Genomic DNA, 23831 nt, shown 5'->3' on the forward strand with positions numbered 1-23831 from the left:
TCTGTTTTTTCCTGGCCGGCGCTCAGCTCTTGCGCCGCTCCACGAAGACCGTTCCCTTGAAGGAAAACACCAGATTTCCATTCTGATTATGCGCCAGCATGTCGGAATGGATCAGGCCCCACTCGGGGCGGCTGCGGCTTTCCGTCTTGCCGGTCACGACCCGGCTGTAGTGCAAGGTATCGCCGGCAAAAACCGGCTTGATCCACTTGAGATCCTCAAAGCCGGGGGAGGGGCCGAGCTTTGCCGGCGTCCGCCCTTCTTCAAGTGCCTGCCGGTGAAGCGCCTGATGCGTGGCGACAAACAGTTTCATGAATACTGATGCCGTGTGCCAGCCGGAAGCGCACAAGTGGCCGAAATGGGTTTCGGCTGCGGCTTCTTCGCTCAGATGGAAAGGCTGGGGATCGAACTTGCGCGCGAACCGGACAATCTCGTCGCCTGTGAAGGTATACGCGCCAAGGTCCAGCGTTTCGCCGACGGCGATCTCTTCGAAAAATGCGGTCATGCCTGCTGATCCCTTTTGGCGAAAAGGATAGGGTTCTCCCACTGGATGACGTTGGCGCCGGCCTGGTTGGTCGTTGTCAGCCGGATGGTCACAAGACCAAGATCCTGCCTGGAGCGCAGGCTCTTGGCTCGCACGACTTCAACTCTGGCCGAGAGCGTGTCGCCGGGGAAAACCGGGCGCATCCACTTGAGACTGCTGATTCCGGGAGACCCCTGGCACGTGCTCTTGTTGAGCAGGCCCTTGGCCAGCAGGCTCATGACCAGGCTGCCGGTATGCCAGCCGGAGGCCGCCAGTCCACCCAGCAGTGAGGCCTTGCCAGCCTCTTCGTCCACGTGAAAGGGCTGGGGGTCGAACTCACTTGCGAATTCGACGATGTCTTCCTTGCTGACGGTCACCGAGCCGAGATCAAACTCCTGCCCCGGTTCGAAATCTTCAAAATGAATCAGGTCGGGCATGGATTCCGAAGGCTGTCGTGATTGGTCGGGAACGCGACACATCCGCATTCCGGTGTGATGAAGAGCGACAAAAGGTCAGTCGTAATAGACCTCGTTGTCGTCCATGTAGACATTGCTGGCTGCGCATATGTCGATGCTGATGGGGTCATCCATCACTTCGCTGCCGTCGTCACCCAGCCAGCCGATCTGAAGGGTCTGATCGCAATTGCCGGTATCGGCCAGGAATTCGGCTTCGGCGACTTCATCCGGTGCGAGCGCGTCGGCGAGCCAGTTGTCGCTCCAGCCGTTGCCGTCATTGGTGTAGAAGCCGACAACGATATTGTTTGCCGTGTTGTTGTGGATCTGAAAATAGCCTTCCGACCCCGTCCCCTGAGCAAATGCGGTCATTGAACCGGCCAGAAGAGCCAGGCCGGTGACGGTCACTTTCATGAGTTGCATCTGTTTTCTCCCCCGGCAATCGCTGCCCTTGTCTTGATGACGGCTGCCGAGCCTAGTTCTCACCGGGGGCGAAGTAAAATCCTTTCGCGTCAGGACATCGGGCGAGCGGAGCGTCGCGACGTCCGGTTTCACGTTGTCACATGCTTGCGCCAGTCATGTTCCTCGCGAAAGCCAAGGACTTCGCGGATCTTCCGGTTGGAGAACAGCGCCTCGTGCTCGCCGAGTTCGCGGCTGAGCGGAACCTTCGGGAAAAAGCGCTTGAGGATTTCGGTATTGGGGATGTCCACGGAGTTGGTGTCGTTGCCGGCGTTGAACACCTGATAGCCGAGTCCGTCCTTTTCCAGGCACAGATCGACGATCTGGCCGAGGTCGCGGGCGTCGATGTAACAGAAGATGTTGCGCCGCCGCTGCGCCGGGTTCTTGAAAAAGTCCGGGAAGCGGTCGTATTCGTGCGGCTCGATGACATTGCCGATCCTGAGGGCGTAGATGTCGAAGCCGGAGCGCCGCTGGAAGGCGCGCGCCGTCTGTTCGTTGACGACCTTGGAGAGCCCGTAGCTGTCCATCGGGTCGACATCGTAGTCCTCTTCCACCGGCAGAACCTTTGGGTCGGCCACGCCGTCCGCGAAGCAGACGCCGTAAGTGGTTTCCGAGGAAGCGATGATGATCTTGCGGATGCCCAGCTTCACCGCTGCCTCGATCACGTTGTAGGTGCCGATCGTATTTACCTCGAAAGTCCGGTTGTCCGGATTGATCAGGATGCGAGGTACGGCGGCGAAATGCACGACGGCATCGAAGGAGGGGACGCCGTTGCCCGGTTCCAGCTCATCGAAATTGGCGTAACTTGTCATGACGTTGAACATCTCGCCCGACCGGGTGATGTCGGCGGTGAGATTGTCGACACCCGGATGGTCGAGCGGTTTCAGGTCGACATTGACCACGCGGTGGCCCCGATCCAGCAGGTAGGGAATGACGTGCTTGCCGGCCTTGCCGGTGCCGCCGGTGAACAGGATCCGTTTTTGTGCGCCCATCTGTGTGCCCTCCCTAATTGTTAGATTTGCGTATATCATGCTGAAATCGTGCCGGGATACCAGTGGTTGATTTTATCCTCACAGGTAAATCACCTTTTCAGGTGATCCCGGACCGTATTCGCTGCTGGGGCCATTGCCAGAAAATCCGGGTGTGGCTTGTCGATGGCATCCCCGGCCTTGAGCCGGGGGGCTCGTTACAGATCCCGGATCATGTTCGGGAGAGGGCAACCGGGCTTGTTGCAGCCGCTATTGCGACAACAATTAGAGTGGCCAGAAAATCAGGATTGCCGGTATGGCGACCGCCAGAACGAGAATTTCCAGTGGCAGGCCGATGCGCCAATAGTCGCCGAACCGGTAGCCTCCCGGTCCCATGATGATAGTGTTGTTCTTGTGGCCGATGGGCGTCAGGAAAGCGCATGAAGCGGCCACAGCGACACCCATCAGGAAAGAGTCCGGATTCACGTTGAGCGTGGTGGCGATCTGAACGGAAATCGGTGCGGCGATCAGGCAGGTGGCGACATTGTTGAGAAAATCCGACAGCGTCATCGTGACCGCCATGAGGACTGCCAGAGTGATCCAGGCAGGTGCGCCGGCGGTGGCCGCGACGATGCCGTCAGCCAGGAGCTGCGCGTTTCCTGCCTGTTCGAAAGCTTCGCCGAGCGGTATGAGCGACCCGAGCAGGACAATCACCTTCCACTCAACCGCATTATAGACTTCCGAACCGCTGACGAGGCCGGTTGCCGCGTAGAGAACCACGCAGGCGGCCAGCGCGACGGGCAGATAGGCAATCCCGGCCACCGCCGCAGTGATGGCGGCCACGAAACCGGCAATCGCCAGCCAGGTCTTGTTGCGCTGGATCATGCCGGTCTGACGGCCTTCCAGCGGCAGAACGCCAAGCCAGGTGCAGGCTTCTTCCAGCCGGTCCGGCCTTCCCAGCATCAGGAGGACGTCGCCCGGACGGATCGGTTCGTGGCGGACGCGCTTCTGAATGCGCCGGCCCTGGCGGGATATGCCGAGCAGTGTCACGCTGTGATTGTTCAAAAGCCGCATGTTGAGGGCAGAGCTGTTGGCGACGCGTGCGTTGTCGGGCACGATGGCTTCGACAAGCGACAGGGCGTCGCCGGCGAGGCCGCCCTTGTGACGCTCCGACCCGGCGAAGCCCAATTTCGCCGCTCCCATAAAGCCTTCGATAGCTTTGGGGTCGCCCTCGACCATCAGGAAGTCGCCGTCCTTCACGGGTTCGCGGCGCGCGAAGCCCCTGATCCGGCGTCCATTCCGGATGAGACCGATTATGGCGACATCCTTCTCGTCTGCGGCGGGATAAAGATCACCGACGGTGAGGGATTTCTCTTCCGAATCCGTGCTGACTTTCAGTTCGGCCACGTAGAGACTTTCCGCGAAGTCTGCCTGTTTTTCCGTCGCGCGGAAGCGTTTTGGCAGGAGGCGCCAGCCCAGCAGAGTGACAAACGCGATGCCGCTGACGGCAACGGCAAGACCCACCGGGGCGAAGTCGAACATGGAAAAGGGCGTGCCCAGGGCATCCGCCCGATATTGGGCGATGACGATGTTGGGCGGCGTGCCGATCAGGGTAATCATCCCGCCGAGAATTGTGGCAAAGGACAAGGGCATGAGCGAAAGGCCCGCGGAGCGTCCGGCTTTTTTCGCGGCCTCCAGATCCAGGGGCATAAGCAGGGCCAGCGCGGCGACGTTGTTGATGATGCCTGAAAGTGCTGCGCCGACGACGGCCATCAGGCCGATATGGCCGGACAGGCCACGCGAGGCCGACAGGAGGCGCCCGGCGATCAGTTCAACTGCGCCCGAGTTCATCAAGCCTCTCGAGACGATCAGCACCAGGGCAATGATGACGACCGCCGGATGTCCGAAGCCCGAGAAGATCCGGTCCGACGGGACGAGCCCGAGAAACGCACCGGCGATCAGGGCAGCGAAGGCGACCAGGTCGAAGCGGATGCGGCCCCAGACCAGAAGGGCAAAGACGATGCCGAAGAGGATGAAGAGGGCAATCTGGTCGAATGTCACGGACGAAAGGCTCCGTTGGAAAGTGCCGGAAACTGACCTGGCACGGGTTCAGCAGACCATGACCGAAGTTTATTCCCAAGGCCAGTCATCCTTGAGTGTCACTCCCCAGGTCTTGAAACAGCGGTTGGGCAAGAGACATGCGAACGCGAAAGGTTGTGAATAGCAATCGGCGGCTCAGCCGTGTTTCGTTGAGCTCAGATGAAGGTGTTCTGCTCCGGCAAACGCTGTTGCCGTCATCCGGTTCCCGGCCGGATGTAACAACGCAAAAACCCCGCCGGGGAACCAGCGGGTTTTTCGTTTTGTCTCGTGTAGAGCCGGGTAGGAGACTCTGGTTCTAGACCACCTTGACGGAGAGCTTGGGCAGATCCGCGATCGCGACTTCCAGCACATCGCCGCGCTCAACCGGGCCGACCCCCGCCGGGGTTCCGGTCAGAATGACATCTCCGGCGGCCAGTTCGAAATAATTCGAGAGGTAGGAAATCATTTCGGGGACTTTCCAGATCATCTGGTTGAGGTCGCCGTCCTGTTTGACCTCGCCGTTCTGGGTAAGCCTGATCGAACCGGCGTCCTTGTGGCCGCACTCGGCGACGGGGACCAGGTGGGTTATCGGAGCGGATTTCTCGAAGGCCTTTCCGATTTCCCATGGGCGGCCCATTTTCTTGGCCACGCCCTGCAGGTCACGGCGGGTCATGTCGAGCGCGGTGGCGTATCCGTAGACGTGATCAAGCGCGTCGTCGATCTTGATGTTGGTGCCGCCCGATTTGAGAGCCACGGCCATTTCTGCCTCGAAGTGCACGTCTTCTGTCTGGACCGGGTAGGGAAACTCGTTCGAGACAACAAGGTTGTCCGGGTTCTTTTGAAAAAAGAAAGGGGGGTCCTTGTCCGGGTCGTGTCCCATTTCGATCGCGTGCGCGGCGTAGTTCCGGCCGATGCAATAAACTCTTCGAACCGGAAACCGGCTATCGGTTCCCTTAACGGGCAAAGTAGCGGCCTGTGGCGGCTCGATCACAAACTCAGACATTCAACACCTCTGCTTGTTCTGGTTCTGCATTGAGACGAACCCTTACCGATTTTCAGATCAATCACAACCAATTTCTTTTATTTGGATTTCTTCTTGCAATATAGCAATGATTGAGGATTAATCAGATGATTGATCCTTAAATTGGTTGATCAATTTACTGATTGACCGCAGATTTTGAGCGAAAGGAAACGCTGGTGCTCACCCGTCCGGAAACGGCAGCCCGCAGTGAAGCGGTCAGGCTCCTCAAGGATTTCATCGCTGAGCACAGCTTTGCGCCCGGAGACAGATTGCCGGCCGAGCGCGAGCTTATCGGCCGGCTGGGCATGACGCGGAGCAGCCTGCGAAAGGCGCTGGACAGTCTTGAGCACGAAGGGGTTATCTGGCGCCATGTCGGCAAGGGTACGTTCATCGCGGGCCAGGACGACGGGATGGACATCGGGCTGCTGTCGGACATCGGCCACCAGATTACACCGGTCAAGATGATGCGGGCCCGGCAGTGTATCGAGGCGGTAATCGCCCGGGAAGCGGCGATCAACGCCTCCAGGCAGGCCGTCAGGAAGATCATACAGATCAAGGATCGGGCGAAGGCGGCGTTGAGCTGGGAAGAATACGAGGCCCAGGACGACCTGTTTCACTACGCGATCGCCGAAGCCACGGACAATATCCTGCTGCTGGCCCTTTTCGATCAGCTCAACAAGGTTCGCCGTGCCGTGGCGGTCAACACCGTCATCCGCGAGACCACGCGGCCGCCGGAGCACCATACAAGTTTCGAGGAACACGACCGGCTCTGCAAGGCGATCGAAGAGCGCGACCCCAAGGCCGCGCATGATGCCATGTGGCAGCACATCAGCTCCGTTTCCGCGCGTCTGTTCGGGGAAATGTGAAGACACGTTTTTTCGGGGGGCACGACCGAGCCAAAGAAGCCGGCGGCCGTCACGAAACAATCGGACCCGAGAGGTCCACATTCGGGAGGAGAACCATGAAAACTTTCTTGCGCAAACTGGGTGCGGCTGCAGCGGCCATTCCGCTTGCGGTGGCCCTGCTGGCAAGCCCGGCCGAAGCTGCCGGCAAGATCAAGATCGCGCTGGCGGAAACCCCTTCGGACGAGCTTGCGGCCTTCTTTGTCGCCCTCGACCGGGCGAAGGCCAACGGCCTCGATTACGAATGGACCGCTTTCTCTGACGAGGAACTTGCCATTCAGGCGGTGCTGAGCGGCCAGATGGACATCGGTTTCGGTACGCCCTATGCCGCCATGCAGCGGTCCAAGGCGCCGATCCGGATCGTGTTTCAGTTGTCGAAGCTGAAGTTCTTCCCGGTCACGTCGAAGAAATACGACACGCTGGAAGACCTGAACGGCAAGCCGATCATGCTGCATTCGCGCGGCGGCGGTACGGACTCCATCGCCAATGTGATCGAGGACAAGGTCGGCATCGAGTTCGGTGACCGCTCCTATGTGCCCGGTTCGTCAAACCGGGTGGCGGCGCTTATGGCCGGTCAGACCGATGCGACGATCATCGATCTGTCCAACAAGAACAAGATCATGAAAATCGCCGGGGAAAAATTCAACGTCCTGCCGATGTTCGAGGTCGAAGCCAGCGACGAAGCGCTTTTCGCCAACCTTGACTGGATCAAGAACAACGAGAAGGACGTCGATCTCTTCGTCAATGCCCTGCTCAGCGTCTGGCAGGACATGGCCAAGGATCCGACGATCATTTCAAAGGAAACCGATCCGAACGGGCCTATCGGCCAGCTTCCGCCGGAAATCCTCGGCAATCTGGACGAGTTCTACACGGCGGCTGTCGAGGGCGGTCTCTACGACCCGAATGGCGGCGGAGCGAAAGCGGCCCAGGCGGATTTCGACTGGTATTCTCGCGCCGGTCAGCTTGAGGGAGATCTCTCGTCGCTGAACGTCGAGAATTTCTGGTACCTCGAGCCGCTTAAGAACGCGGCGAAATAAGCTGCTTGCCCGGCCGCCGGCCTGTCCGGCGGCCACCTTTCCAAATCAGCGAAATCAGGAATGTGGCTTATGATGCGCCGTTCCCTCTGGCTCAAGATCGTATCCGCCGTGGTGCTCTTCGGGGCCTGGCAGATCGCGGGAATGATCCCGGTCAGCTATGCCTTTCCGACCTTCTTCGAATCCATGGCGGCGCTCATCCGCATGGCCGGCGACGGCACGTTGCTCACCGCCTATATCGAAACGCTCCGCCCTCTGGTGGTCGGCGTCGGCATCTCCGCCTTTCTGGGGATCGGCCTGGGTTTGTGGATCGGGTTGAGCGCAAAGTTCGACTGGCTGTTTTCACCGATCTTCATCGTCATGCAGGCTGCTCCGCTGGCGGCGCTCATCCCGCTTCTCGTCATGGCCTATGGTATCGGGCTGACCTCGAAGGTGTTTGTTGTCTGCATCATGGCGATGCCGGTCATCGTTCTCAACACGGCCAGTGCGGTGCGTAACACCCCCGCCTCCCTGAAGGAGATGGGCAGATCCTTCATGGCCTCCGATACGAAGATCATGCTCAGGATCATCATTCCCGCCGCATCGCCCGTGATCTTCAGCGGTCTCAGGCTCGGGGTTTCCGCCGGCTTCATCGGGGCTATTCTCGCCGAATTGAAAATCACGCCGACCGGTGTCGGCGATATCATCACCTACAGCCGTTCGATCGCGGATTACCCCGCCATGTATGCGGCAATCTTCTCCATCATCCTTCTCGCCGTCCTGTTCCTGAACTTCCTGGAGCGGCTCGAAGTGTATCTCTTTGAAGGAAATGTCCGTGGTTATGCCTCAGATTAAAGAAGCCGACGTGCCCGACATGCCGCCGCAATCCGACAACGCCGTCGTAGCCCGGGGGATCTCCAAGACCTACGGCTCCGTGGAAGCGCTGAGAGATCTCTCACTGGAATTTCCCCGTGGTCAGCTCACGTCCCTGCTCGGGCCGTCGGGCTGTGGTAAGACAACGCTGCTGAAGATCATCGCCGGGCTCTTGAAGCCCAATTCCGGCGAGATTGAAGTCAATGGCAAGCCCGTAAAGGGGCCAGGGCCGGATCGTGCCTTCGTCTTTCAGGATTTTGCGCTGATGCCCTGGGCGAATGTCCTGCGTAACGTGGCCTTCGGCCTGGAGTTGCGCGGGGTGGCAACATCCGAACGCGAGGCAATTGCCGAGAAGTATATCGCCGAGGTGGGGCTTGCGGGGTTCGAGAAAAGCTATCCGCACCAGCTTTCCGGCGGCATGCGCCAGCGTGTCGGTCTTGCCCGCGCCCTGTCTGTCGATGCGGATGTGCTGTTGATGGACGAGCCGTTTTCCGCCGTCGACGAACAGACGAGGCGCAAGTTTCAGGAAGATCTGCTCAACCTTGTGCAGAATGAGAACAAGACCTTCATTTTCGTCACCCACTCGATTGAGGAGGCGGTCTATGTCTCGGACCAGATCGCGATCCTGCTGCCGCGCCCGAGCCGGGTGTCTGAAATCATCCGTCCGACCGACCTGAGGCACAAGAATGTCGACAATATCCGCCGTGATCCTGAATACCTGGATATCGTCGACAGCATCTGGGCCTCTCTGCGCAGCTACGTGGAATAGGAGGGACCAATGACACTCTTCGGATATCGCCTTCCGGCCATGTCGTCGCTGCTCCTCTGGGCTTTGGTCTGGGAAATTGTCGGCCGGCTGGATCTGACCTTTTTCGTGCCGCCGCTGTCGGAGGTTCTGGTAACGCTGACCGCGGTGATCGGCACGGCGCCGTTCCTGAAAGCGCTGTCGGAGACAGCACAGGCGTTTGCGGCGGGCGTCTCGGCCGCCGTGCTGATCGGAATTCCGGTCGGCATCCTGATGGGCAAGAGCCGTCTGATCGACGAGTTGCTGCTGCCCTGGGTGAACATGTTCCTGAGCGCACCGCTGACGGCGCTTGTGCCGGTGCTGATGGTGCTGTTCGGGTTCGGCATGAAATCGATCATCATCACCACGACGCTCTTCGCCATCTGGATCATCATCCTGAATGCGCGGGCAGGGGTGTTGCAAATCAACCGGTCCCTGGTGGAAATGGCGCGCAGTTACGGCGCCAACCCGTTCCAGGCCTTTTACAAGATCTATTTCTGGGCCGCGCTGCCTGAAATCCTTGGCGGGGTGCGCATCGGCGTGATCCGGGCGGTCAAGGGAGTGATCATCGGACAGTTGCTGATCTCGATTGTTGGCTTCGGAGCGCTGTTCGAGCTCTATGCCAACAACTTCCTGATGGCTCACTTCTGGGCGGTGCTGATCGTGCTCTTCGCTCTTGCGTTCTCGGTCTCGGAAATCCTCGCCTATCTGGAGCGGCGGGTATCCTATTACGCGGCGAGTCGATGAGCCCGTGACCTGGTCAGTCGTCTTCCAGGTCTTCAGTGTCCGGCATGAACAAGACGACAAGGAAGGTCAGAACGCCGGCCGCAACAAGATAAAAGGCCGGAGCGAGCTGAAGATGGGTTTTGTCTATCAGGAAAGTCGCCACAAGCGGCGCGGTGCCTCCGAAGATTGCGAGCGGAATGTTATATCCGAGGGAGTAGCCCGTAACCCGGATCGATCTTGGGAACTGGGCGATCATCGCGGTCATCAACGGCGCGAAAAAGAAGGCCAGAACGATGGTCAGACCGAGTTGCCCGGCAACCACCATGAGCGTGTCAGGATGGTGCAGCAGCCAGAACATCGGCCAGGCAAGCACCGCTACACCGCCAGAACCGATCAGCATCAGGCTTCTTCGGTTAGTGCGGTCCGCGAGATAACCGACGCAGGGTAGGATCAGCATGAAAACGACCATGACGCCTGTGTTGATCGTCAGGGCACGGCTCTCCGTCAGCTTGCTGTAGTCGACCAGATAAGAGGTAAGGAATACGAAGGTCAGATAGAAACCAACGCCGTTGAGGATATTGCAGGCGATGGTCCTCAGGAGAGCCGGGGTGTGATTGCGGACGACTTCCTTGACCGGGACGCTGACCGGATCGTGTGGCGAGGGCGGCAGGTCCGTATCGTCAAGGCTGCTGCGGCTGCGGATCATGAAACCCGTCAAGCCGACCAGAAGGCCGAAGGCAAAGGGAATGCGCCAGCCCCAGGTCCCCAACTCATCCGCCGGTAGCAGGCCTGTTGCCAGAGCCGCGACACCGGATCCCAGGAGTATCCCGAAGACCGCGCCCACAAGGGCCCATGAGACAATGAAACTCCGCCGTTGCCTTGGCGCGATTTCATAAAGATAGACGGACGAGCCGGTATATTCCCCTCCGACGGACAGCCCCTGCAGAAGCCTGAGGAGAGTGAGCGCGATCGGCGCACCGATGCCGATGGTCTCGTATGTAGGAAGAAACGCGATCAGGGTGGTCGGTATGGCCATCAGGGCGACGGACAACAGCAAGGCACGGCTTCGCCCCGCCTTGTCAGCGATATGACCCAGCAGCAGGCTGCCGATGGGACGCATGAGAAACCCGGCGGCGAAAACGCCGAAGGTGCTGATAAGGCTTACGGTCGGATTGCTGTTTGGAAAGAACTGCTGGGCGAGGATCGGTGCGAGATATCCGTAAACGGCGAAGTCGTACCATTCGAGCGTGTTGCCTACTGTGCCGGCAACGATCTTTCTGGTGTTTGAATTGCCCGCCGCCATGTCATTTCCCCCAGGACGTTCGTTCTGCACTGGGAGAATTTAGTGGCTAACTCTTTACCATCCGTTTCGCAAAGCCTTGCGGCCAGGCCGGCTTGCGGGACACCGGCCCGCGCTGAAAAAATCGTCAGCCGCTTTTCGCCGCGCGCCATCAATCCGCACGACGTTGTTGCACCGGCTTTTTCGCGGTTCAGGTATTGAACTTGAAGAGCAGGATGTCGCCGTCCCTGACGATGTATTCCTTACCTTCGTCGCGCGCCTTGCCGGCTTCCTTGGCGGCGGATTCGCCGCCAAGCGAAACGTAGTCGTCATAGGCAATGGTCTGCGCCCGGATGAAACCGCGCTCGAAATCCGTGTGGATCACGCCTGCCGCTCCCGGCGCCTTGGTGCCTTCGGTGATGGTCCAGGCGCGGGTTTCCTTTGGGCCGGCGGTGAAATATGTGATCAGGCCGAGCAGATCGTAACCGGCGCGGATCAATCGGTCGAGACCGGGCTCTTCCAGGCCGATGGTTTCGAGAAATTCTTCCTGTTCGGCGTTGTCGAGCTGCGAGATTTCTGCCTCGATGGCAGCGGAGATCACGACGCATGCAGCGCCTTCTTCCCTGGCTCTGGCGGCAACCTTTTCCGAAAGCGCGTTGCCGGTCCCGGCGGAGGCTTCGTCCACGTTGCAGACATATAATACCGGTTTGGACGTCAGGAGGTTCAGGCCCTCCAGCAGCCGTGCTTCTTCCGCGTCGGCCACTTGCAGCAGGCGCGCCGGTTTGCCGTCCTGCAGAAGCGCGAGGGCGCCCTCCATGATCGGCAGCACAACCTTGGCTTCCTTGTCGCCACTGCTGGCCTTCTTCTTCAGCGGGGTGATGCGGCGCTCCAGGCTCTCCATGTCGGAGACCATCAGCTCGGTTTCCACCGTTTCTGCATCGGCCAGCGGGTCGATCGCGCCTTCGACATGGGTGATGTCGTCATCCACGAAACAACGCAGCACATGTGCGATGGCATCGACCTCGCGAATGTTGGCCAGGAACTGGTTGCCCAGGCCCTCGCCTTTCGATGCGCCGCGCACCAGCCCGGCAATGTCCACGAAGGTGATGCGGGTCGGGATGACCTCCTTGGAACCGGCAATCTTGCGGATCGCGTACAGTCGCGGGTCCGGAACGGCGACTTCGCCGGTGTTCGGTTCGATGGTGCAGAACGGATAGTTGGCAGCCTGGGCCGCTGCGGTCTTGGTGAGCGCATTGAAGAGCGTGGACTTGCCGACATTCGGCAGTCCGACGATGCCGCACTGGAAACCCATGAGAGGTCGCTTTCGGTTCGTGTCTTGAAACTGTTGCAGCGCTACATGCCCGAGCGCACCGGGGAGGTCAAGGGGCTGGACCGGCCGCCGCGCAGCAAGCAGGGCGGACCGCAGCATTCATCAATTCTTGTCGCCCCCCAGAAGCCTCTTGAGCATGTCTGCCATGGGCCCCGATTTGGGTGGGCTGACCGGCTTTGGCCGGCGTGCCTGGTGGATGTGGCTTTGGCCCTTGGATCTTGCGGGTTTCGGTGTGTCCTCTTCTGCCCCGGCTTTCGGCTTGCGCCTTGCTTTTTCCGGTTCCAGCGCCAGGGTCAGCTTGTTGGCGAACTGGCTGTCCTTGCCATCTGCCAGAAGGCCGGCGTGGTCGGCGATTTCCGCCAGGAGCGGCTCGAGCCAGTCCCGGTCCGACTTGGCGAAATCTCCCAGAACATGATTGGAGACCAGTTTCTTGTCGCCCGGATGGCCGATCCCGAGGCGCAACCGCCGGTAATCGGCGCCGATATGGGCAGTGATCGACCTGAGGCCGTTGTGGCCGCCATGGCCACCACCTGCCTTCATGCGGAATTTCGCCGGCGGCAGGTCGAGCTCGTCGTAGAGCACGACAATGTCTTCCGGTTCAATCTTGTAGAAACGCATGGCTTCGCCGACGGCGCGGCCGGATTCGTTCATGTAGGTGTTCGGTTTGAGGAGAAGCACTTTCTGTGATCCGAGACGGCCTTCGGATACCTGTCCCTGGAAACGCATGCGCCAGGGCTGAAAGCCGGAGTGGCGGCGATGGATTTCATCGACAGCCAGGAATCCGATATTGTGCCGGTTGCCTTGATATTTCGAACCCGGATTGCCCATACCGACGATCAGTTTCATGGCACGCCTTTCAGGATCCGTCTTGAAACGAAAAAGCAGCCGGAGCGGCTGCTGACAAAGGGCTCTCCGTGAAGGAGAGGAGGCAGCGTGCTGCCTCCCGCATTTTTATAGCAGACCGCGAACTTATTCGCTTGCCTCTTCTTCGGCAGATTCCGGAGCCTCGTCTTCGGTCTCCTGAACGCCTGCCGGCGCGGCGATCGTCGCGATTGTGAAATCACGGTCGGTGATCGTCGGATTGCAGCCTTCGGGAAGCTTGACGGCGGAAATGTGCAAGCTGTCGCCCGGCTGGGCCTTCAACAGATCGATTACCAGAGCCTCGGGAATGTTGTCGGCCGGGACGGTCATTTCAACGGTATGACGTACGATGTTGAGAACGCCACCCTTCTTGATGCCCGGGCAATCTTCCTCGTTGAGGAAGTGTACCGGCAGGTCGACGGTCAGCGTCGCGCCCTTGGCGACACGCAGGAAATCAACATGCAGGACTGTGTCTTTCACAGGGTGCAGCTGAAAGTCCTTGGCGATGACCTGATGCTTTTCACCGTCGACTTCGACAATACCGATATGAGTCAGAAAACCGCCCTTTTTCAGGGTGAGAGTGGTTTCCTTCATGGAAATGGTAATCGGCAGAGCCGGTTTTTTATCGCCGTAGATCACGGCAGGTAGAAGGCCTTCTCGACGCAGTGTCCGTGCGGCCCCCTTGCCCACCCGGTCCCGTGCCGATGCCTTCAGCTCATAGCTGGCAGCCATGGCAAAACTCCTTGAGTGTATGATAACGGACCGGCGATCCACCGTGGGGTCTTGGGAAAGACTTCGGATGTCCGGAATCGGTCCAGAAACGCCTCCTCCAGGGGTGCAGGCGCGAGCGCGCATATAGCGGAAATGTCCGCCGCACGCAAGAGCAGGCGGATTTCCGCCATGTACATTTGTCTCGCCGCCGCCGCCTTGAGTCTCCCGTCATTCAGAAGCGGTCAGATAAATTGGCTCTGTCAAGGCGGTGTCAAAAGAGGGTGCTTTGTGAGTCTGAAGCTATAGGTTGAATTAGTTTATGTAAATTTACAGTATTTTCTGATTTTTTATTGTTATAATTGCCAATAATTTTTTCTTTATCATATAAATTTATGTAACCGATGCTATCAGTTTGAATACGTACATATAATTTTAAGAAAAGTTATGCATGATAAATCTTGGTAAACTCATGGGAGTGAGCAATGAAGTATTTAATTCAAACGACTGCGCTTTGTCTTTTCTTTGCCGGTTCTGCCTTCGCGAACGAATTCGAGAGCGAACTCAAGGATCTCGCCTCTGGCAAGATAGCGGAAATCGCGGCATCGGAAGAAGTTGTGTCGGCTGTCATCGCGCAAAACGGTGACACCGCGTCCTACGATCAATCTAAGATCGATGAACTGGATGCGAAATGGCGTGAGGAAGCCGATGCCGTGGATCAACCGATGATCGATGAGGTTCTGGAAAAACCCTTGTCCGTCTATCTGGCGGACACCCAGGACGCGAGCGACGGTCTCTTCACCGAGATTTTTGTCATGGACGCCAAGGGGCTGAACGTTGGTCAGAGCGATGTGACTTCGGATTTCTGGCAGGGTGACGAAGCCAAGTGGCAGGAAACCTATTCTGTCGGCAAGGGTGCGGTCCACGTCAGTGAGCTGGAAGAGGATGACAGCACGCAAACCCTGCAAAGCCAGGTGAGCGTCCCGGTCTTCGATCCGGCAAGCGGTGACGTCATCGGTGCCATCACCTTCGGTGTGAACGTCGAAAACCTCTGAACAGAAAAAGATAAAGCGGGAAGGCATCGCTTTCCCGCATCTTCCAGGAGGAAGTATGAAAGTCTCCGTGAAACTTCCGGCACTTGTGCTTGGCATCGCGCTTTTATGTTCAGGTGGCGTGGGTGTGGCAAGCTATATATCGGGCGCAAACACCGTGCGTGGACAGGCGGAGCAACGTCTGATGGCGCTCGCCGAGGGCCGCAGGGACAGCCTGCTGGAGTTTTACCGGAGCAAGGAAATATCCATCGACAGTCATGTGGAGGGAAAAGCTCTCCGGGCTGCCTATAGCGACCTGGCAGGGGCCTGGGCAAAATACGGTGACAAGGCATTCGATACGCTGACGAAGATTTATGTCACGGACAATCCCCACCCGGTCGATGAGCGGGACCAACTGGTCAAGGCCGGGCGCAAGCCTTACGACAAGGCCCATGCGAAGCATCATACGTCCCTCAGGGATTACGCCGATTCAAACGACCATCCGGATATCATGCTGATCAATCTGCAGGGGGATGTCATCTACAGTGTCCGCAAGCGGGCGGACTTCGGTGTGAATGTGCACTTCGAACAGTGGCAGGGAACGCCGCTGGCCGCAGGGTTCGACCGGATTGTGTCCGGGGAAGCCGAAACCGTTCTGGGCTACGATCCGGTGCTCTACCCGGGTAAGGACAATGAGCCGGCGGGTTTCTGGATCGCTCCGGTCGTCGTTGGATCGAAGACCATCGGTGTGATCGTTTACGAGACGCCGATCAACAAGATAGATTCCCTGCTGGGGAAATACGCCGGCCTCGGCGAAACCGGAGACATCTATCTGCTGAATGAAGACGGTCTGGTGCTCAACGACAGCAAGCGCACCGCGGATGTGTCTGAGATGCTGAGCGCGAATTTCGGCGCGCCGGAAATCATGTCCGCGATGGCGGGAGAGGCGGCTTTCAGGCATTTGCCGGACTACAACGGACGGGATGTCTTTGCGGCGATGGTGCCCTTTACGGCCCTTGGCAACAAATACACGCTGGTGGTCGTTCAGGAAGCCGGTGAAGTGCTGGCGCCCCTGTCATCCCTGAGGCTCTGGATTTTCGGCATTGCTCTGGCGTGTGCGGTTGTCGCGTGCATTTTCGGGTTGCTTTTGGCGCGAAATCTGTCGGGCCGGATCAATGGACTTGGCGAAGTCATGAGCAGGCTCGCCGGAGGCGAAAATGCCGTCGAGGTGCCTGTGCAATCCGCTTCCGACGAAATCGCCGCAATGGCCACCACAGTGGAAGTGTTCCGCGAAAACGCCCTGGCGCGTGAGCGGCTGGAAGCAGAACAAAGGGAATCCGGTCTTGCGCAGGAACGCCAGGCTGCTGAAGTCTCCAGAATGATTGCCGACTTCCGGTCGGAGGTCACGCAGATGCTGGACGCGGTATATAGCAACAGCGAGCAGATGCGGCGCGCAGCCGAGGAGCTGAACAGCGTTGCTGACGAAACTGCGGGCGATGCCACAAATGCATCATCTGCCTCCGAGGAGGCATCGACGAATGTGCAGACGGTGGCTTCGGCCTCCGAGGAATTGTCGGCTTCTATCCAGGAGATTCGCAGGCAAGTTCAGTCGACCACCGAAATTGTCCAGAACGCTTCACAGGCTGCGGTGCAGACCAACAACAAGATCGAGGGACTCGCGGAGTCCGCGCAGCGTATCGGCGATGTCGTCAATCTGATTTCCGCCATCGCCGAACAGACCAATCTTCTGGCGCTGAATGCAACGATCGAGGCAGCAAGGGCCGGAGAGGCCGGGCGAGGGTTCGCGGTTGTGGCTTCGGAGGTCAAGGAACTCGCGACGCAGACCGCCAAGGCGACGGAAGAAATCGAAGGTCAGATTGCGGAAGTGCAGGCGGCGACAAAAGAGGCTGTCACGGCAATTGCCGGAATCACCCAGACAATGAGCCAGGTTGACGAATATACCGGTTCGATTGCTTCGGCCGTGGAGCAGCAGGGAGCTGCGACCAACGAAATTTCCGGAAATGTGCAGGAAGCGGCCAGAGGCACGCAGGATGTTGCGCGCACCATCGTGACCATCTCTGAAAAGACACGTGTCACGAGTTCGTCCGCCGGACAGGTGCTGTCTGCTTCGACAGATGTCAACGGCAAGACGAATGCGTTGAGAGAAACGGTTGACCGGTTCCTGAATGCGGTGGCAGCCGCCTGACAGAACGCCCGGACGGATCAGCCTGCTTTCATGAAAACAGGCTGATTTATCGGTCGCGGGGTCCGCGTATCTTCAATTTGTCTTGTGACCGTATACTCAGCTGAACAGGCTGGAGACCGATTTCTCCAGGGCCGTACGGTTGATGGCTTCGCCGATCAACGGAGCGATCGAGATGGTGCGGATGTTGGCCGCAGCCGTGATCGCCGCCGTGGGTTCGATCGAATTGGTGATCACCAGTTCCTTTAGCTTTGAAGACGTGACGCGCGCCACGGCTCCGCCGGACAGAACACCGTGAGTGATATAGGCCGTCACCGACTTGGCGCCCTTGGCGAGCAGGGCCTCGGCCGCGTTGCAGAGCGTGCCGCCGCTGTCGACGATGTCGTCGACCAGAATGCAGTCAAAGCCGTTCACTTCGCCGATGATGTTCATGACTTCCGACTCTCCAGGCTTGTCGCGGCGCTTGTCGACAATGGAGAGCGGCGCCTCAATGCGCTTGGCAAGTGCCCGGGCCCGGACCACGCCGCCGACATCGGGAGAGACTACCATGACATTGTCGGTGGCATAGCGTTCCTTGATGTCGCGGGTCATGACGGGAGCGGCAAACAGGTTGTCGGTCGGCAGATCGAAAAAACCCTGGATCTGTCCGGCATGGAGATCCAGGGTAAGAACGCGGTCAGCGCCGGCTTCCGTGATCAGGTTGGCCACCAGCTTCGCCGAAATCGGCGTTCGGCCGGACGCGCGGCGGTCTTGCCGCGCATAGCCGAAATAGGGGAGAACCGCCGTGATACGGCGGGCGGAGGACCGGCGCGCCGCATCGATGATGATGAGCAGCTCCATCAGGTGATCGTTGGCCGGGTAGCTTGTCGGCTGAACGACGAAAACGTCCTCGCCGCGCACATTTTCCTGGATTTCAACGAAGATTTCCTGGTCGGCAAACCGCCGGACCTGGCATTTGGCGAGAGGAACTTCGAGATATCCGGAGATTTCCTCGGCCAGGGCTCGGTTGGAATTGCCCGCGACGATTTTCATAAGCCGCAAGTCCTTCTGGTGCGACAGCGGATCAGCAGGCAGGTTCATTCCTGCTGAAACGCGGAAAGGGCCAAGAGCATACTGCGTTCATGTCAACACAGACTTCTCTAACACTTTAAAATCGATCAGCTTTCCGTCTCTCATACGATGCCGCATGTGAGCTGGCCGAATCGAGGTCTTAACACGTTGCCGGATGCCGGAGGCCCGAATGGAAAGCCTTGGCAGGCGGCGGCGTTGTAACAACCAACCACCCGGACCACAACAGGCGTTCGCCGTTGGGACCCGCTTTTTTTGAATTTTCGTGGCGCTGCACCTTCATTATCCGGCTAAAGGGAGATTAGCGGTTGAGCCAGGCCTTGATTTCCACCATCGACCGGTTGGCAACACGTGACAATGTTCCCGATCCGACTGCTTGCCAGGGGTCACCGGAAGCGCCGCCTGTATCTTCCGTGCCCGAGATTCGTTTCACTCGGCGGCCGGAGCTGTCAACAATGTCGAAGACATAGAAGACGGTGCCGTTGGAAGGCTGGCCGGTGGCCGCGAGATATCCGTTGACGCGGTAGGTCGCCGCTGCGCCTACGCGGCGGACAAGAGTAATTCCCTGCTTGCGGGCTTCCGCTCCGATCAATTCAGACAGTTCGTCGGAAATGTTGCCGGGAGCGCCGGTAAAGGGTTCGAAAGCAAGCGTTACGCCCTCTTCCTGATCGATCTGGCCGGAAATCGAGGGTGTGGGGGTCGTCGTCGCGATGGGGCCCGGGGGCTGTGGCCCCGACTGACAGGCGGCCAGACCGCCCAGAAGCAGGAGGCAGGCGATCGATCGCAGGGTCGAAAAGGAATTCTGTCTGGAAAAGGTGAGCATATAGGCGCCTGGCTCTGGTAATCGATTTCGACATGGTGCGGATCGTCTTCCGACAATGCAAGAACGGAAGCGGCCCGCTGAGTTGCAGTTTGTTTAGCCTGACTTGACCGGCAGGTCGAGAGGCAGGGTGGATAAGCACTCCGGAGCGCCATCGGTGGTCAGATAGGTCTGCCCCAGTGTCATCGCGGTTCCGGTAATGGAATCCATCAGGATCATGTGCATGAAGATCACCATGTCCGGCTTCACCTCGGCCGGATTGGCCTTGTAAGCCATCGGCATGTCCATCCAGCTCGGTGTGAAACGCGCACCCAGCGAATAGCCGCAGGCATTCAGCCTGTGGGGCATCATGTCATGGGCATCCACGCGTTCGGCATGGGCGTCGAATACGTCTCCGAAGGTCCGGCCCGGAACAAGCCGGGTTTCAACGGCAGCCAGCGCTTCGCGCGCGGCGGTGTACATCTCGTGGTGCCTGTCGCTCGGTGTGCCGATGATGACGGTTCGCATCAGCGCGGCATGGTAATGGCGGTAGCTCCCTGCCCATTCCAGCGTGAGCTGGTCCTGAGCGGACAGGTTTCGGCGCCCGGCCTTGTAACGGCACAAAAGCGCTTCGGCACCGGAACCGATGATGAATTCATTGGCGGGATAATCTCCACCTCCTTCGAAAATAGCTCCCTGCATGGCGGCAAGAATGCGGCCCTCGTCGGCACCGGGGCGGATTTCTTCCAGCGCGGCATAATACGCCTTGTCGGCAAGTTCGGCGGCCTTGCGCACATAGACGATTTCTTCCGCGCTCTTGACGGCACGCAGTTGCGGGATCACTTCGGACGCGTCGGAAATATCGGCGAAACTTGTCAGTTCGGCATTGATCTGCAGTCCGATCCTGCCGGTCATGCCGTGGGTGTCATATTCGATGCCGATACGGCTGCCGAGGAGATCCATGTCGAACAGCAGATCCTTGAGCTGCCCGACCGGGCTGGCCGAACCGCGGTCGATCCAGATGCGGATGTCGGCGATGTTCGAGGTCTGCCTGGCCTGACGCTGGTCGGCGGAGCGGGTGAGGAGCACTATTTCTCCTTCCCTCGTGACGACAAGACACTGGAAAAAGCAGAAGCCGAAGGTGTCGTAGCCGGTCAGCCAGTACATGCTTTCCTGTGCGAAAAGCAGCATGGCATCGAGTTTTTCCGCCTCCATGGCGGCTTTGAGCTTTTTGAAACGGCTTTCGAACTCAGCTTCGGAAAAGTGCAGTGCCATCGGTATCTCCCTATCTCAGAACGATTGAGCTGATCTGGCGGCCATAATCGGGTTCCTTGCGGTGAGTGGTGCGGCGGTAGGAAAAGAAACGGGTCTCGTCGCCGTAAGTGCACAGAGCAAGGTCTGCGACCTGGCCGAGGTTCAGCTGCTCAAGTCTGTCCATGATGAAGGCGGGCAGGTCGAACATGAAATGGTCAGCCCGTTCTGAAGGCTGAAAATATCCTGTGTTGACGGAGGCGTTCTGGCGGAAACGGTCGAAAAACTCCGGACCGACTTCATAAGCCTTACGGGATATCGTCGGCCCGAGGACCGCTGTGATGCCGTCTCTGGTGGCGCCGAGCGCTTCCATGGCGGTGACTGTATTTTGCAGAACTCCGGTCAAGGCGCCTTTCCAGCCCGCATGAGCGGCCCCGATGACGCGAGCAGCGGGATCGGCGAAGAGGACAGGACCGCAATCTGCCGTCAGCACCCCGATGCCGAGCCCCGGCGTGCTTGTGACGAGCGCATCGGCTTTCCTGTCCGCACTGTCCTCCCAGGAGGCGCTGACGGTGATCACGTCCGGTGAATGGATCTGATGGGGAGAAAGCAGGTTCTCAGGGACAACGCCAATTGCATCGGCGGCCCGTCTGCGGTTTTCCAGAACCCTGCCACGGTCGTCATCCGATCCGAGGCCGAGATTCAGACTTGCATATATGCCGTTGGAGACGCCGCCCTGCCGCGTGAAAAAGCCGTGGCCAAGGCTCTCCAGCTTCAATGCGTCTGCCTCAATTTTCATTCGTGTCTCCGGACCGGTTCGATCTGCTTGTCACTGGAGCACCAAAAAGCGGTAATCTGATCGCTCTCAAGATGCTCCAAACGGGATTCGGTTTCGCAGCGAATGATCCTTGTAGGGATCACGACGCGCTGTCAAACGGCAGAAACGATATTCCCGCGCCCGTCACAGCCAGAACCTTGAAGAGATCGCCCATTTCTGCGGGAGCGGCCAGGCGCTCGACTGCGTCATGGATCGCTTCCTGCTCTTCACGGGATTTTCCCGCACCGAGCGCTCCGGCCCGCTCCAGAAGTCCGGACCTCAAGAGAAAATCCCCCTGTGTCATTGGCGGAAGTGCGGTCGCTCCGCCTCTCGCCGCCGCCGCCGCCAGTGCCTCGAAATTCACATGTGCCGTCAGATCCGCTTCGCCGGGATGCGCCAGGACGTCGTCGAATTCATGTCTGTAAAGCGCCTGCAGCGTGTCACCGGGGCCGGTTTCGAGATAGCCGTAATCGATGAAAATCGCGGCCCCGCCGGGTTTGGCAATGCGCGCGCCGATGTCTTCGGCTATGGCGTTCGCGGCTGGTTGCGTTTCCAGGATCGTTCCTTCGGCAGATCCGGCAATCCGGGGCGGGACGGCGTCATCGGGAAGCCTGGCGGTGCCCGCGCCGAAGATGAAGCCGCCGTCCGCCGACAGGCCAACCTGGCGTTCGCGCCAACCGTCGCTGGTTTTCACGAACTGATGGATCGGCAGCGCGTCGAAGAATTCATTGGCAATCAGGATCAGCGGACCGTCTGGGATATCCGCGAATGTTGTCCGGAAGTCCGGTTTGAGCGGAGCCCCGGCCAACGTCTCCTGCTGGATTTTCCGCAGACGCGGGCTTGTCTCGACAAGATGCAGGCTGGCTGCCTTCAGGAACGCCGGGCGCAGTGTGCAGACGCGCAGCAGGTCAGCCATCAGGGTTCCGCGGCCCGGACCGAGCTCCACGAGTTGAAACCGGTCCGGAGCGCCCATGGCTTCATAGGCGGCCAGGCAGGACGCGCCTATCAGTTCGCCGAACATCTGGCTGACTTCGGGCGCGGTAATGAAATCGCCGGTCGCGCCGAAGGGCTCCCGTGTCGTGTAGTAGCCCGCCTCGGGATCGCCGAGGCAGATCGCCATATAGTCGGCGACCGAAAGAGGACCTTCGGCGGAAATCTGGGCCTTGATCCTGTCCTTCAGAGCGCGCGCCGGCATGGTCTCACCCAGTTGTGGCGGCGGAATTGCGGCGCGAAGCCCAGACCATCGCGGCCAGTCCGCCGAGGATCATCGGCAGCGACAACAATATGCCCATGGTGAAAAAGCCGCCCAGATAACCGATATGGGCATCGGGAACCCTGAACAGTTCGGAGATCGAACGGGCGATGCCGTAACCGCATGCAAAGGCTCCGGCAAGAAATCCCGGCTTTTTCAGCAACTTGAAACGGTGGCTGAGCAGGCGCAGCACCAGAAACAGGACAAGCCCCTCAAGCGCGGCTTCGTAGAGCTGGCTGGGATGGCGGGGATCCGGACCGGCATTGGGAAAGACAACTGCCCAGGGCACATCCGACGGGCGGCCCCATAATTCGGAATTGATGAAATTGGCAATCCGTCCGAAGAAAAGCCCGATCGGCGCCGCGCAGCCTGCCAGATCGAACAGGGTCCAGACGGAAACGCCGCGGCTCCAGGCGAACAGCAGCATGGCGACCACCGTGCCGGCGAACCCGCCGTGGAACGACATGCCTCCGGTCCAGATCGCGAATGCGTCCATCGGATTGGCGAGATAGTGGGCCGGATTGTAGAAAAGCACGTAGCCAAGACGGCCGCCGACGATGATGCCGAGCGTGCCCCACAGGACGAAGTCGTCGAGCTGGGCCAGGGAAGGCCTGCCAACACTGCCCCAGAGCCGGTGGTTGAGGACCAGGGTGCGCATGTAACGCCAGGCCAGAATGATGCCGATGATATAGGCCAGTGCATACCAGCGCAGGGCGAAGGGGCCGAATTCAACGATGACCGGGTCGATGGCGGGGAACGGCAGGACGAGTAAGGGCGGCACGGAATAACCTTCTTTGTTTCTGTCCTGAAAGAGCAGGGCAAAGCCCGGCGCAACGCATGCGCGATCTTGTTCGATCCGTCAAGCACGAGGGCGGAATTGGTTCTTGAAGTTCAGGCCATTCCCACATACCTCTCAGGTGTAAGTTTGTTCCTGACCAAGGAGGGTCACATGACCCAGGGCCCGAACCGTATTCTCGATGATTTCGCCAAGCTGATGACAGACGCCGCCGGTGTCGCGCAAGGCGCGCGGCGCGAAGTGGAAACCGCATTCAGGGCACAGGCCGAGCGTTTCCTGTCCGACATGGATATGGTGTCGAGGGAAGAACACGAGGCCGTCAAGGAGATGGCCGTGCGTGCGCTCGACAAGGCGGAAGAGCTCGAATCACGGCTCGCCAAGCTGGAAAAAGCCGCTTCCGCAGGCGGCAAGGGCGCCTGAGGCGGTCGGCTGACGCGGATGTGACCGATTTCTGTTCATAGTTCATGACAGATATGCGACGAGTGCACTTGGCGGAAAAGCGTTGCTTTTGAGCAATGTGATGAAAATTGGTGCTGGGTCGTCCACAAGATTCGGCTTTCGACGCAGAAATGGTATGTATCCCTTAAATCAATCTTGCTCCTATACTCATTGGTAACAGGGATTCGTCGGAGCAAGACG

24 protein-coding genes are annotated in these 23831 nt (G+C 59.2%); 8 read left to right on the plus strand and 16 right to left on the minus strand.

Annotated elements, in window-relative coordinates; genetic code table 11:
- Positions 1-22: 22 nt before the first annotated feature.
- From OA90_RS14205 to OA90_RS14230, 6 genes are all read right to left on the minus strand, one after another.
- Positions 23-502: a MaoC family dehydratase gene (locus OA90_RS14205; RefSeq protein ID WP_068412778.1), complete on the minus strand. Its 480-nt coding sequence runs from the start codon at positions 500-502 to the stop codon at positions 23-25.
- Positions 499-957, minus strand: coding sequence for a MaoC family dehydratase (locus OA90_RS14210; RefSeq protein ID WP_068412785.1), 459 nt, complete (start codon positions 955-957; stop codon positions 499-501). Before OA90_RS14210 ends, OA90_RS14205 begins: the two co-directional genes overlap by 4 nt.
- A gap of 75 nt (positions 958-1032) precedes the next feature.
- Positions 1033-1395, minus strand: a complete 363-nt coding sequence (locus OA90_RS14215) for a hypothetical protein (RefSeq protein ID WP_068412788.1) — start codon at positions 1393-1395, stop codon at positions 1033-1035.
- Between the two features lie 128 nt (positions 1396-1523).
- Positions 1524-2423, minus strand: coding sequence for an NAD(P)-dependent oxidoreductase (locus tag OA90_RS14220; protein WP_068412791.1), 900 nt, complete (start codon positions 2421-2423; stop codon positions 1524-1526).
- Positions 2424-2684: 261 nt separating this feature from the next.
- Positions 2685-4460, minus strand: coding sequence for an SLC13 family permease (locus OA90_RS14225; RefSeq protein ID WP_068412798.1), 1776 nt, complete (start codon positions 4458-4460; stop codon positions 2685-2687).
- Positions 4461-4794: 334 nt separating this feature from the next.
- Positions 4795-5481, minus strand: coding sequence for a fumarylacetoacetate hydrolase family protein (locus OA90_RS14230; protein ID WP_068412800.1), 687 nt, complete (start codon positions 5479-5481; stop codon positions 4795-4797).
- Between the two features lie 194 nt (positions 5482-5675).
- Between OA90_RS14230 and OA90_RS14235 the strand changes: the two genes are divergently transcribed.
- From OA90_RS14235 to OA90_RS14255, 5 genes are all read left to right on the plus strand, one after another.
- The gene (locus tag OA90_RS14235; RefSeq protein WP_068413031.1) at positions 5676-6365 is read left to right on the plus strand and encodes an FCD domain-containing protein; all 690 of its coding nucleotides are present in this window, start codon (positions 5676-5678) and stop codon (positions 6363-6365) included.
- A gap of 95 nt (positions 6366-6460) precedes the next feature.
- Complete coding sequence (locus OA90_RS14240) at positions 6461-7438, plus strand: ABC transporter substrate-binding protein (RefSeq protein ID WP_068412805.1); 978 nt, start codon at positions 6461-6463, stop codon at positions 7436-7438.
- 69 nt (positions 7439-7507) lie between these two features.
- A complete protein-coding gene (locus OA90_RS14245) occupies positions 7508-8269 on the plus strand; it encodes an ABC transporter permease subunit (RefSeq protein WP_068413033.1) in 762 nt (253 codons plus the stop codon).
- A gap of 19 nt (positions 8270-8288) precedes the next feature.
- The gene (locus OA90_RS14250; RefSeq protein WP_244274630.1) at positions 8289-9056 is read left to right on the plus strand and encodes an ABC transporter ATP-binding protein; all 768 of its coding nucleotides are present in this window, start codon (positions 8289-8291) and stop codon (positions 9054-9056) included.
- A 9-nt stretch (positions 9057-9065) separates the two neighbouring features.
- Positions 9066-9818, plus strand: a complete 753-nt coding sequence (locus OA90_RS14255) for an ABC transporter permease subunit (protein WP_068412813.1) — start codon at positions 9066-9068, stop codon at positions 9816-9818.
- Positions 9819-9831: 13 nt separating this feature from the next.
- Here the strand turns inward: OA90_RS14255 and OA90_RS14260 are convergent, their stop codons facing one another.
- The 4 genes from OA90_RS14260 to OA90_RS14275 all read right to left on the minus strand — a co-directional run bounded on the left by OA90_RS14260 (position 9832) and on the right by OA90_RS14275 (position 13999).
- Entirely contained in the window at positions 9832-11100 is a 1269-nt protein-coding gene (locus tag OA90_RS14260) for an MFS transporter (protein ID WP_068412819.1), read from the minus strand.
- Between the two features lie 187 nt (positions 11101-11287).
- The gene (gene ychF, locus OA90_RS14265; RefSeq protein WP_068413037.1) at positions 11288-12388 is read right to left on the minus strand and encodes a redox-regulated ATPase YchF; all 1101 of its coding nucleotides are present in this window, start codon (positions 12386-12388) and stop codon (positions 11288-11290) included.
- 120 nt (positions 12389-12508) lie between these two features.
- Positions 12509-13252, minus strand: a complete 744-nt coding sequence (pth, locus tag OA90_RS14270) for an aminoacyl-tRNA hydrolase (protein WP_068412824.1) — start codon at positions 13250-13252, stop codon at positions 12509-12511.
- Positions 13253-13375: 123 nt separating this feature from the next.
- Positions 13376-13999 (minus strand): 50S ribosomal protein L25/general stress protein Ctc, encoded by a 624-nt coding sequence (locus OA90_RS14275; RefSeq protein ID WP_068412827.1) that lies wholly within the window; start codon positions 13997-13999, stop codon positions 13376-13378.
- 461 nt (positions 14000-14460) lie between these two features.
- On the opposite strand from OA90_RS14275, the gene OA90_RS14280 reads away from it, so the two are divergent.
- Positions 14461-15030: a hypothetical protein gene (locus OA90_RS14280; protein ID WP_068412834.1), complete on the plus strand. Its 570-nt coding sequence runs from the start codon at positions 14461-14463 to the stop codon at positions 15028-15030.
- Positions 15031-15085: 55 nt separating this feature from the next.
- Positions 15086-17212 (plus strand): methyl-accepting chemotaxis protein, encoded by a 2127-nt coding sequence (locus OA90_RS14285; protein ID WP_068412836.1) that lies wholly within the window; start codon positions 15086-15088, stop codon positions 17210-17212.
- Between the two features lie 96 nt (positions 17213-17308).
- Here the strand turns inward: OA90_RS14285 and OA90_RS14290 are convergent, their stop codons facing one another.
- The 6 genes from OA90_RS14290 to lgt all read right to left on the minus strand — a co-directional run bounded on the left by OA90_RS14290 (position 17309) and on the right by lgt (position 23177).
- On the minus strand, positions 17309-18241 hold the full coding sequence (locus OA90_RS14290; RefSeq protein ID WP_068413041.1) for a ribose-phosphate pyrophosphokinase: 933 nt from the start codon (positions 18239-18241) through the stop codon (positions 17309-17311).
- A gap of 337 nt (positions 18242-18578) precedes the next feature.
- A complete protein-coding gene (locus OA90_RS14295; RefSeq protein ID WP_068412844.1) occupies positions 18579-19100 on the minus strand; it encodes a hypothetical protein in 522 nt (173 codons plus the stop codon).
- Between the two features lie 93 nt (positions 19101-19193).
- Complete coding sequence (locus OA90_RS14300; protein ID WP_068412846.1) at positions 19194-20351, minus strand: Xaa-Pro peptidase family protein; 1158 nt, start codon at positions 20349-20351, stop codon at positions 19194-19196.
- Positions 20352-20361: 10 nt separating this feature from the next.
- On the minus strand, positions 20362-21126 hold the full coding sequence (gene pgeF, locus OA90_RS14305; RefSeq protein WP_068412849.1) for a peptidoglycan editing factor PgeF: 765 nt from the start codon (positions 21124-21126) through the stop codon (positions 20362-20364).
- Between the two features lie 118 nt (positions 21127-21244).
- A complete protein-coding gene (locus tag OA90_RS14310; RefSeq protein ID WP_068412852.1) occupies positions 21245-22339 on the minus strand; it encodes a class I SAM-dependent methyltransferase in 1095 nt (364 codons plus the stop codon).
- Positions 22340-22343: 4 nt separating this feature from the next.
- On the minus strand, positions 22344-23177 hold the full coding sequence (gene lgt, locus OA90_RS14315; protein ID WP_208986135.1) for a prolipoprotein diacylglyceryl transferase: 834 nt from the start codon (positions 23175-23177) through the stop codon (positions 22344-22346).
- A 168-nt stretch (positions 23178-23345) separates the two neighbouring features.
- Between lgt and OA90_RS14320 the strand changes: the two genes are divergently transcribed.
- Entirely contained in the window at positions 23346-23612 is a 267-nt protein-coding gene (locus OA90_RS14320) for an accessory factor UbiK family protein (protein ID WP_068413047.1), read from the plus strand.
- The last annotated feature ends 219 nt before the right edge of the window (positions 23613-23831 follow it).

It is taken from the genome of Labrenzia sp. OB1 (genome assembly GCF_001624695.1).
Taxonomy (GTDB): domain Bacteria; phylum Pseudomonadota; class Alphaproteobacteria; order Rhizobiales; family Stappiaceae; genus Roseibium.

What these genes read in the sequence shown, in the direction of transcription:
- OA90_RS14310 (WP_068412852.1), bottom strand. Translation starts at nt 22,339, where the DNA reads ATGCCGGCGCGCGCTCTGAAGGACAGGATCAAGGCCCAGATTTCCGCC.
- OA90_RS14205 (WP_068412778.1), bottom strand. Translation starts at nt 502, where the DNA reads ATGACCGCATTTTTCGAAGAGATCGCCGTCGGCGAAACGCTGGACCTT.
- ychF (WP_068413037.1), bottom strand. Translation starts at nt 12,388, where the DNA reads ATGGGTTTCCAGTGCGGCATCGTCGGACTGCCGAATGTCGGCAAGTCC.
- OA90_RS14230 (WP_068412800.1), bottom strand. Translation starts at nt 5,481, where the DNA reads ATGTCTGAGTTTGTGATCGAGCCGCCACAGGCCGCTACTTTGCCCGTT.
- OA90_RS14210 (WP_068412785.1), bottom strand. Translation starts at nt 957, where the DNA reads ATGCCCGACCTGATTCATTTTGAAGATTTCGAACCGGGGCAGGAGTTT.
- OA90_RS14255 (WP_068412813.1), top strand. Translation starts at nt 9,066, where the DNA reads ATGACACTCTTCGGATATCGCCTTCCGGCCATGTCGTCGCTGCTCCTC.
- OA90_RS14290 (WP_068413041.1), bottom strand. Translation starts at nt 18,241, where the DNA reads ATGAAAATCGTCGCGGGCAATTCCAACCGAGCCCTGGCCGAGGAAATC.
- OA90_RS14240 (WP_068412805.1), top strand. Translation starts at nt 6,461, where the DNA reads ATGAAAACTTTCTTGCGCAAACTGGGTGCGGCTGCAGCGGCCATTCCG.
- OA90_RS14280 (WP_068412834.1), top strand. Translation starts at nt 14,461, where the DNA reads ATGAAGTATTTAATTCAAACGACTGCGCTTTGTCTTTTCTTTGCCGGT.
- OA90_RS14300 (WP_068412846.1), bottom strand. Translation starts at nt 20,351, where the DNA reads ATGGCACTGCACTTTTCCGAAGCTGAGTTCGAAAGCCGTTTCAAAAAG.
- OA90_RS14295 (WP_068412844.1), bottom strand. Translation starts at nt 19,100, where the DNA reads ATGCTCACCTTTTCCAGACAGAATTCCTTTTCGACCCTGCGATCGATC.
- OA90_RS14245 (WP_068413033.1), top strand. Translation starts at nt 7,508, where the DNA reads ATGATGCGCCGTTCCCTCTGGCTCAAGATCGTATCCGCCGTGGTGCTC.
- OA90_RS14260 (WP_068412819.1), bottom strand. Translation starts at nt 11,100, where the DNA reads ATGGCGGCGGGCAATTCAAACACCAGAAAGATCGTTGCCGGCACAGTA.
- OA90_RS14275 (WP_068412827.1), bottom strand. Translation starts at nt 13,999, where the DNA reads ATGGCTGCCAGCTATGAGCTGAAGGCATCGGCACGGGACCGGGTGGGC.
- OA90_RS14215 (WP_068412788.1), bottom strand. Translation starts at nt 1,395, where the DNA reads ATGCAACTCATGAAAGTGACCGTCACCGGCCTGGCTCTTCTGGCCGGT.
- OA90_RS14220 (WP_068412791.1), bottom strand. Translation starts at nt 2,423, where the DNA reads ATGGGCGCACAAAAACGGATCCTGTTCACCGGCGGCACCGGCAAGGCC.
- pth (WP_068412824.1), bottom strand. Translation starts at nt 13,252, where the DNA reads ATGAAACTGATCGTCGGTATGGGCAATCCGGGTTCGAAATATCAAGGC.
- OA90_RS14320 (WP_068413047.1), top strand. Translation starts at nt 23,346, where the DNA reads ATGACCCAGGGCCCGAACCGTATTCTCGATGATTTCGCCAAGCTGATG.
- pgeF (WP_068412849.1), bottom strand. Translation starts at nt 21,126, where the DNA reads ATGAAAATTGAGGCAGACGCATTGAAGCTGGAGAGCCTTGGCCACGGC.
- OA90_RS14250 (WP_244274630.1), top strand. Translation starts at nt 8,289, where the DNA reads ATGCCGCCGCAATCCGACAACGCCGTCGTAGCCCGGGGGATCTCCAAG.
- OA90_RS14285 (WP_068412836.1), top strand. Translation starts at nt 15,086, where the DNA reads ATGAAAGTCTCCGTGAAACTTCCGGCACTTGTGCTTGGCATCGCGCTT.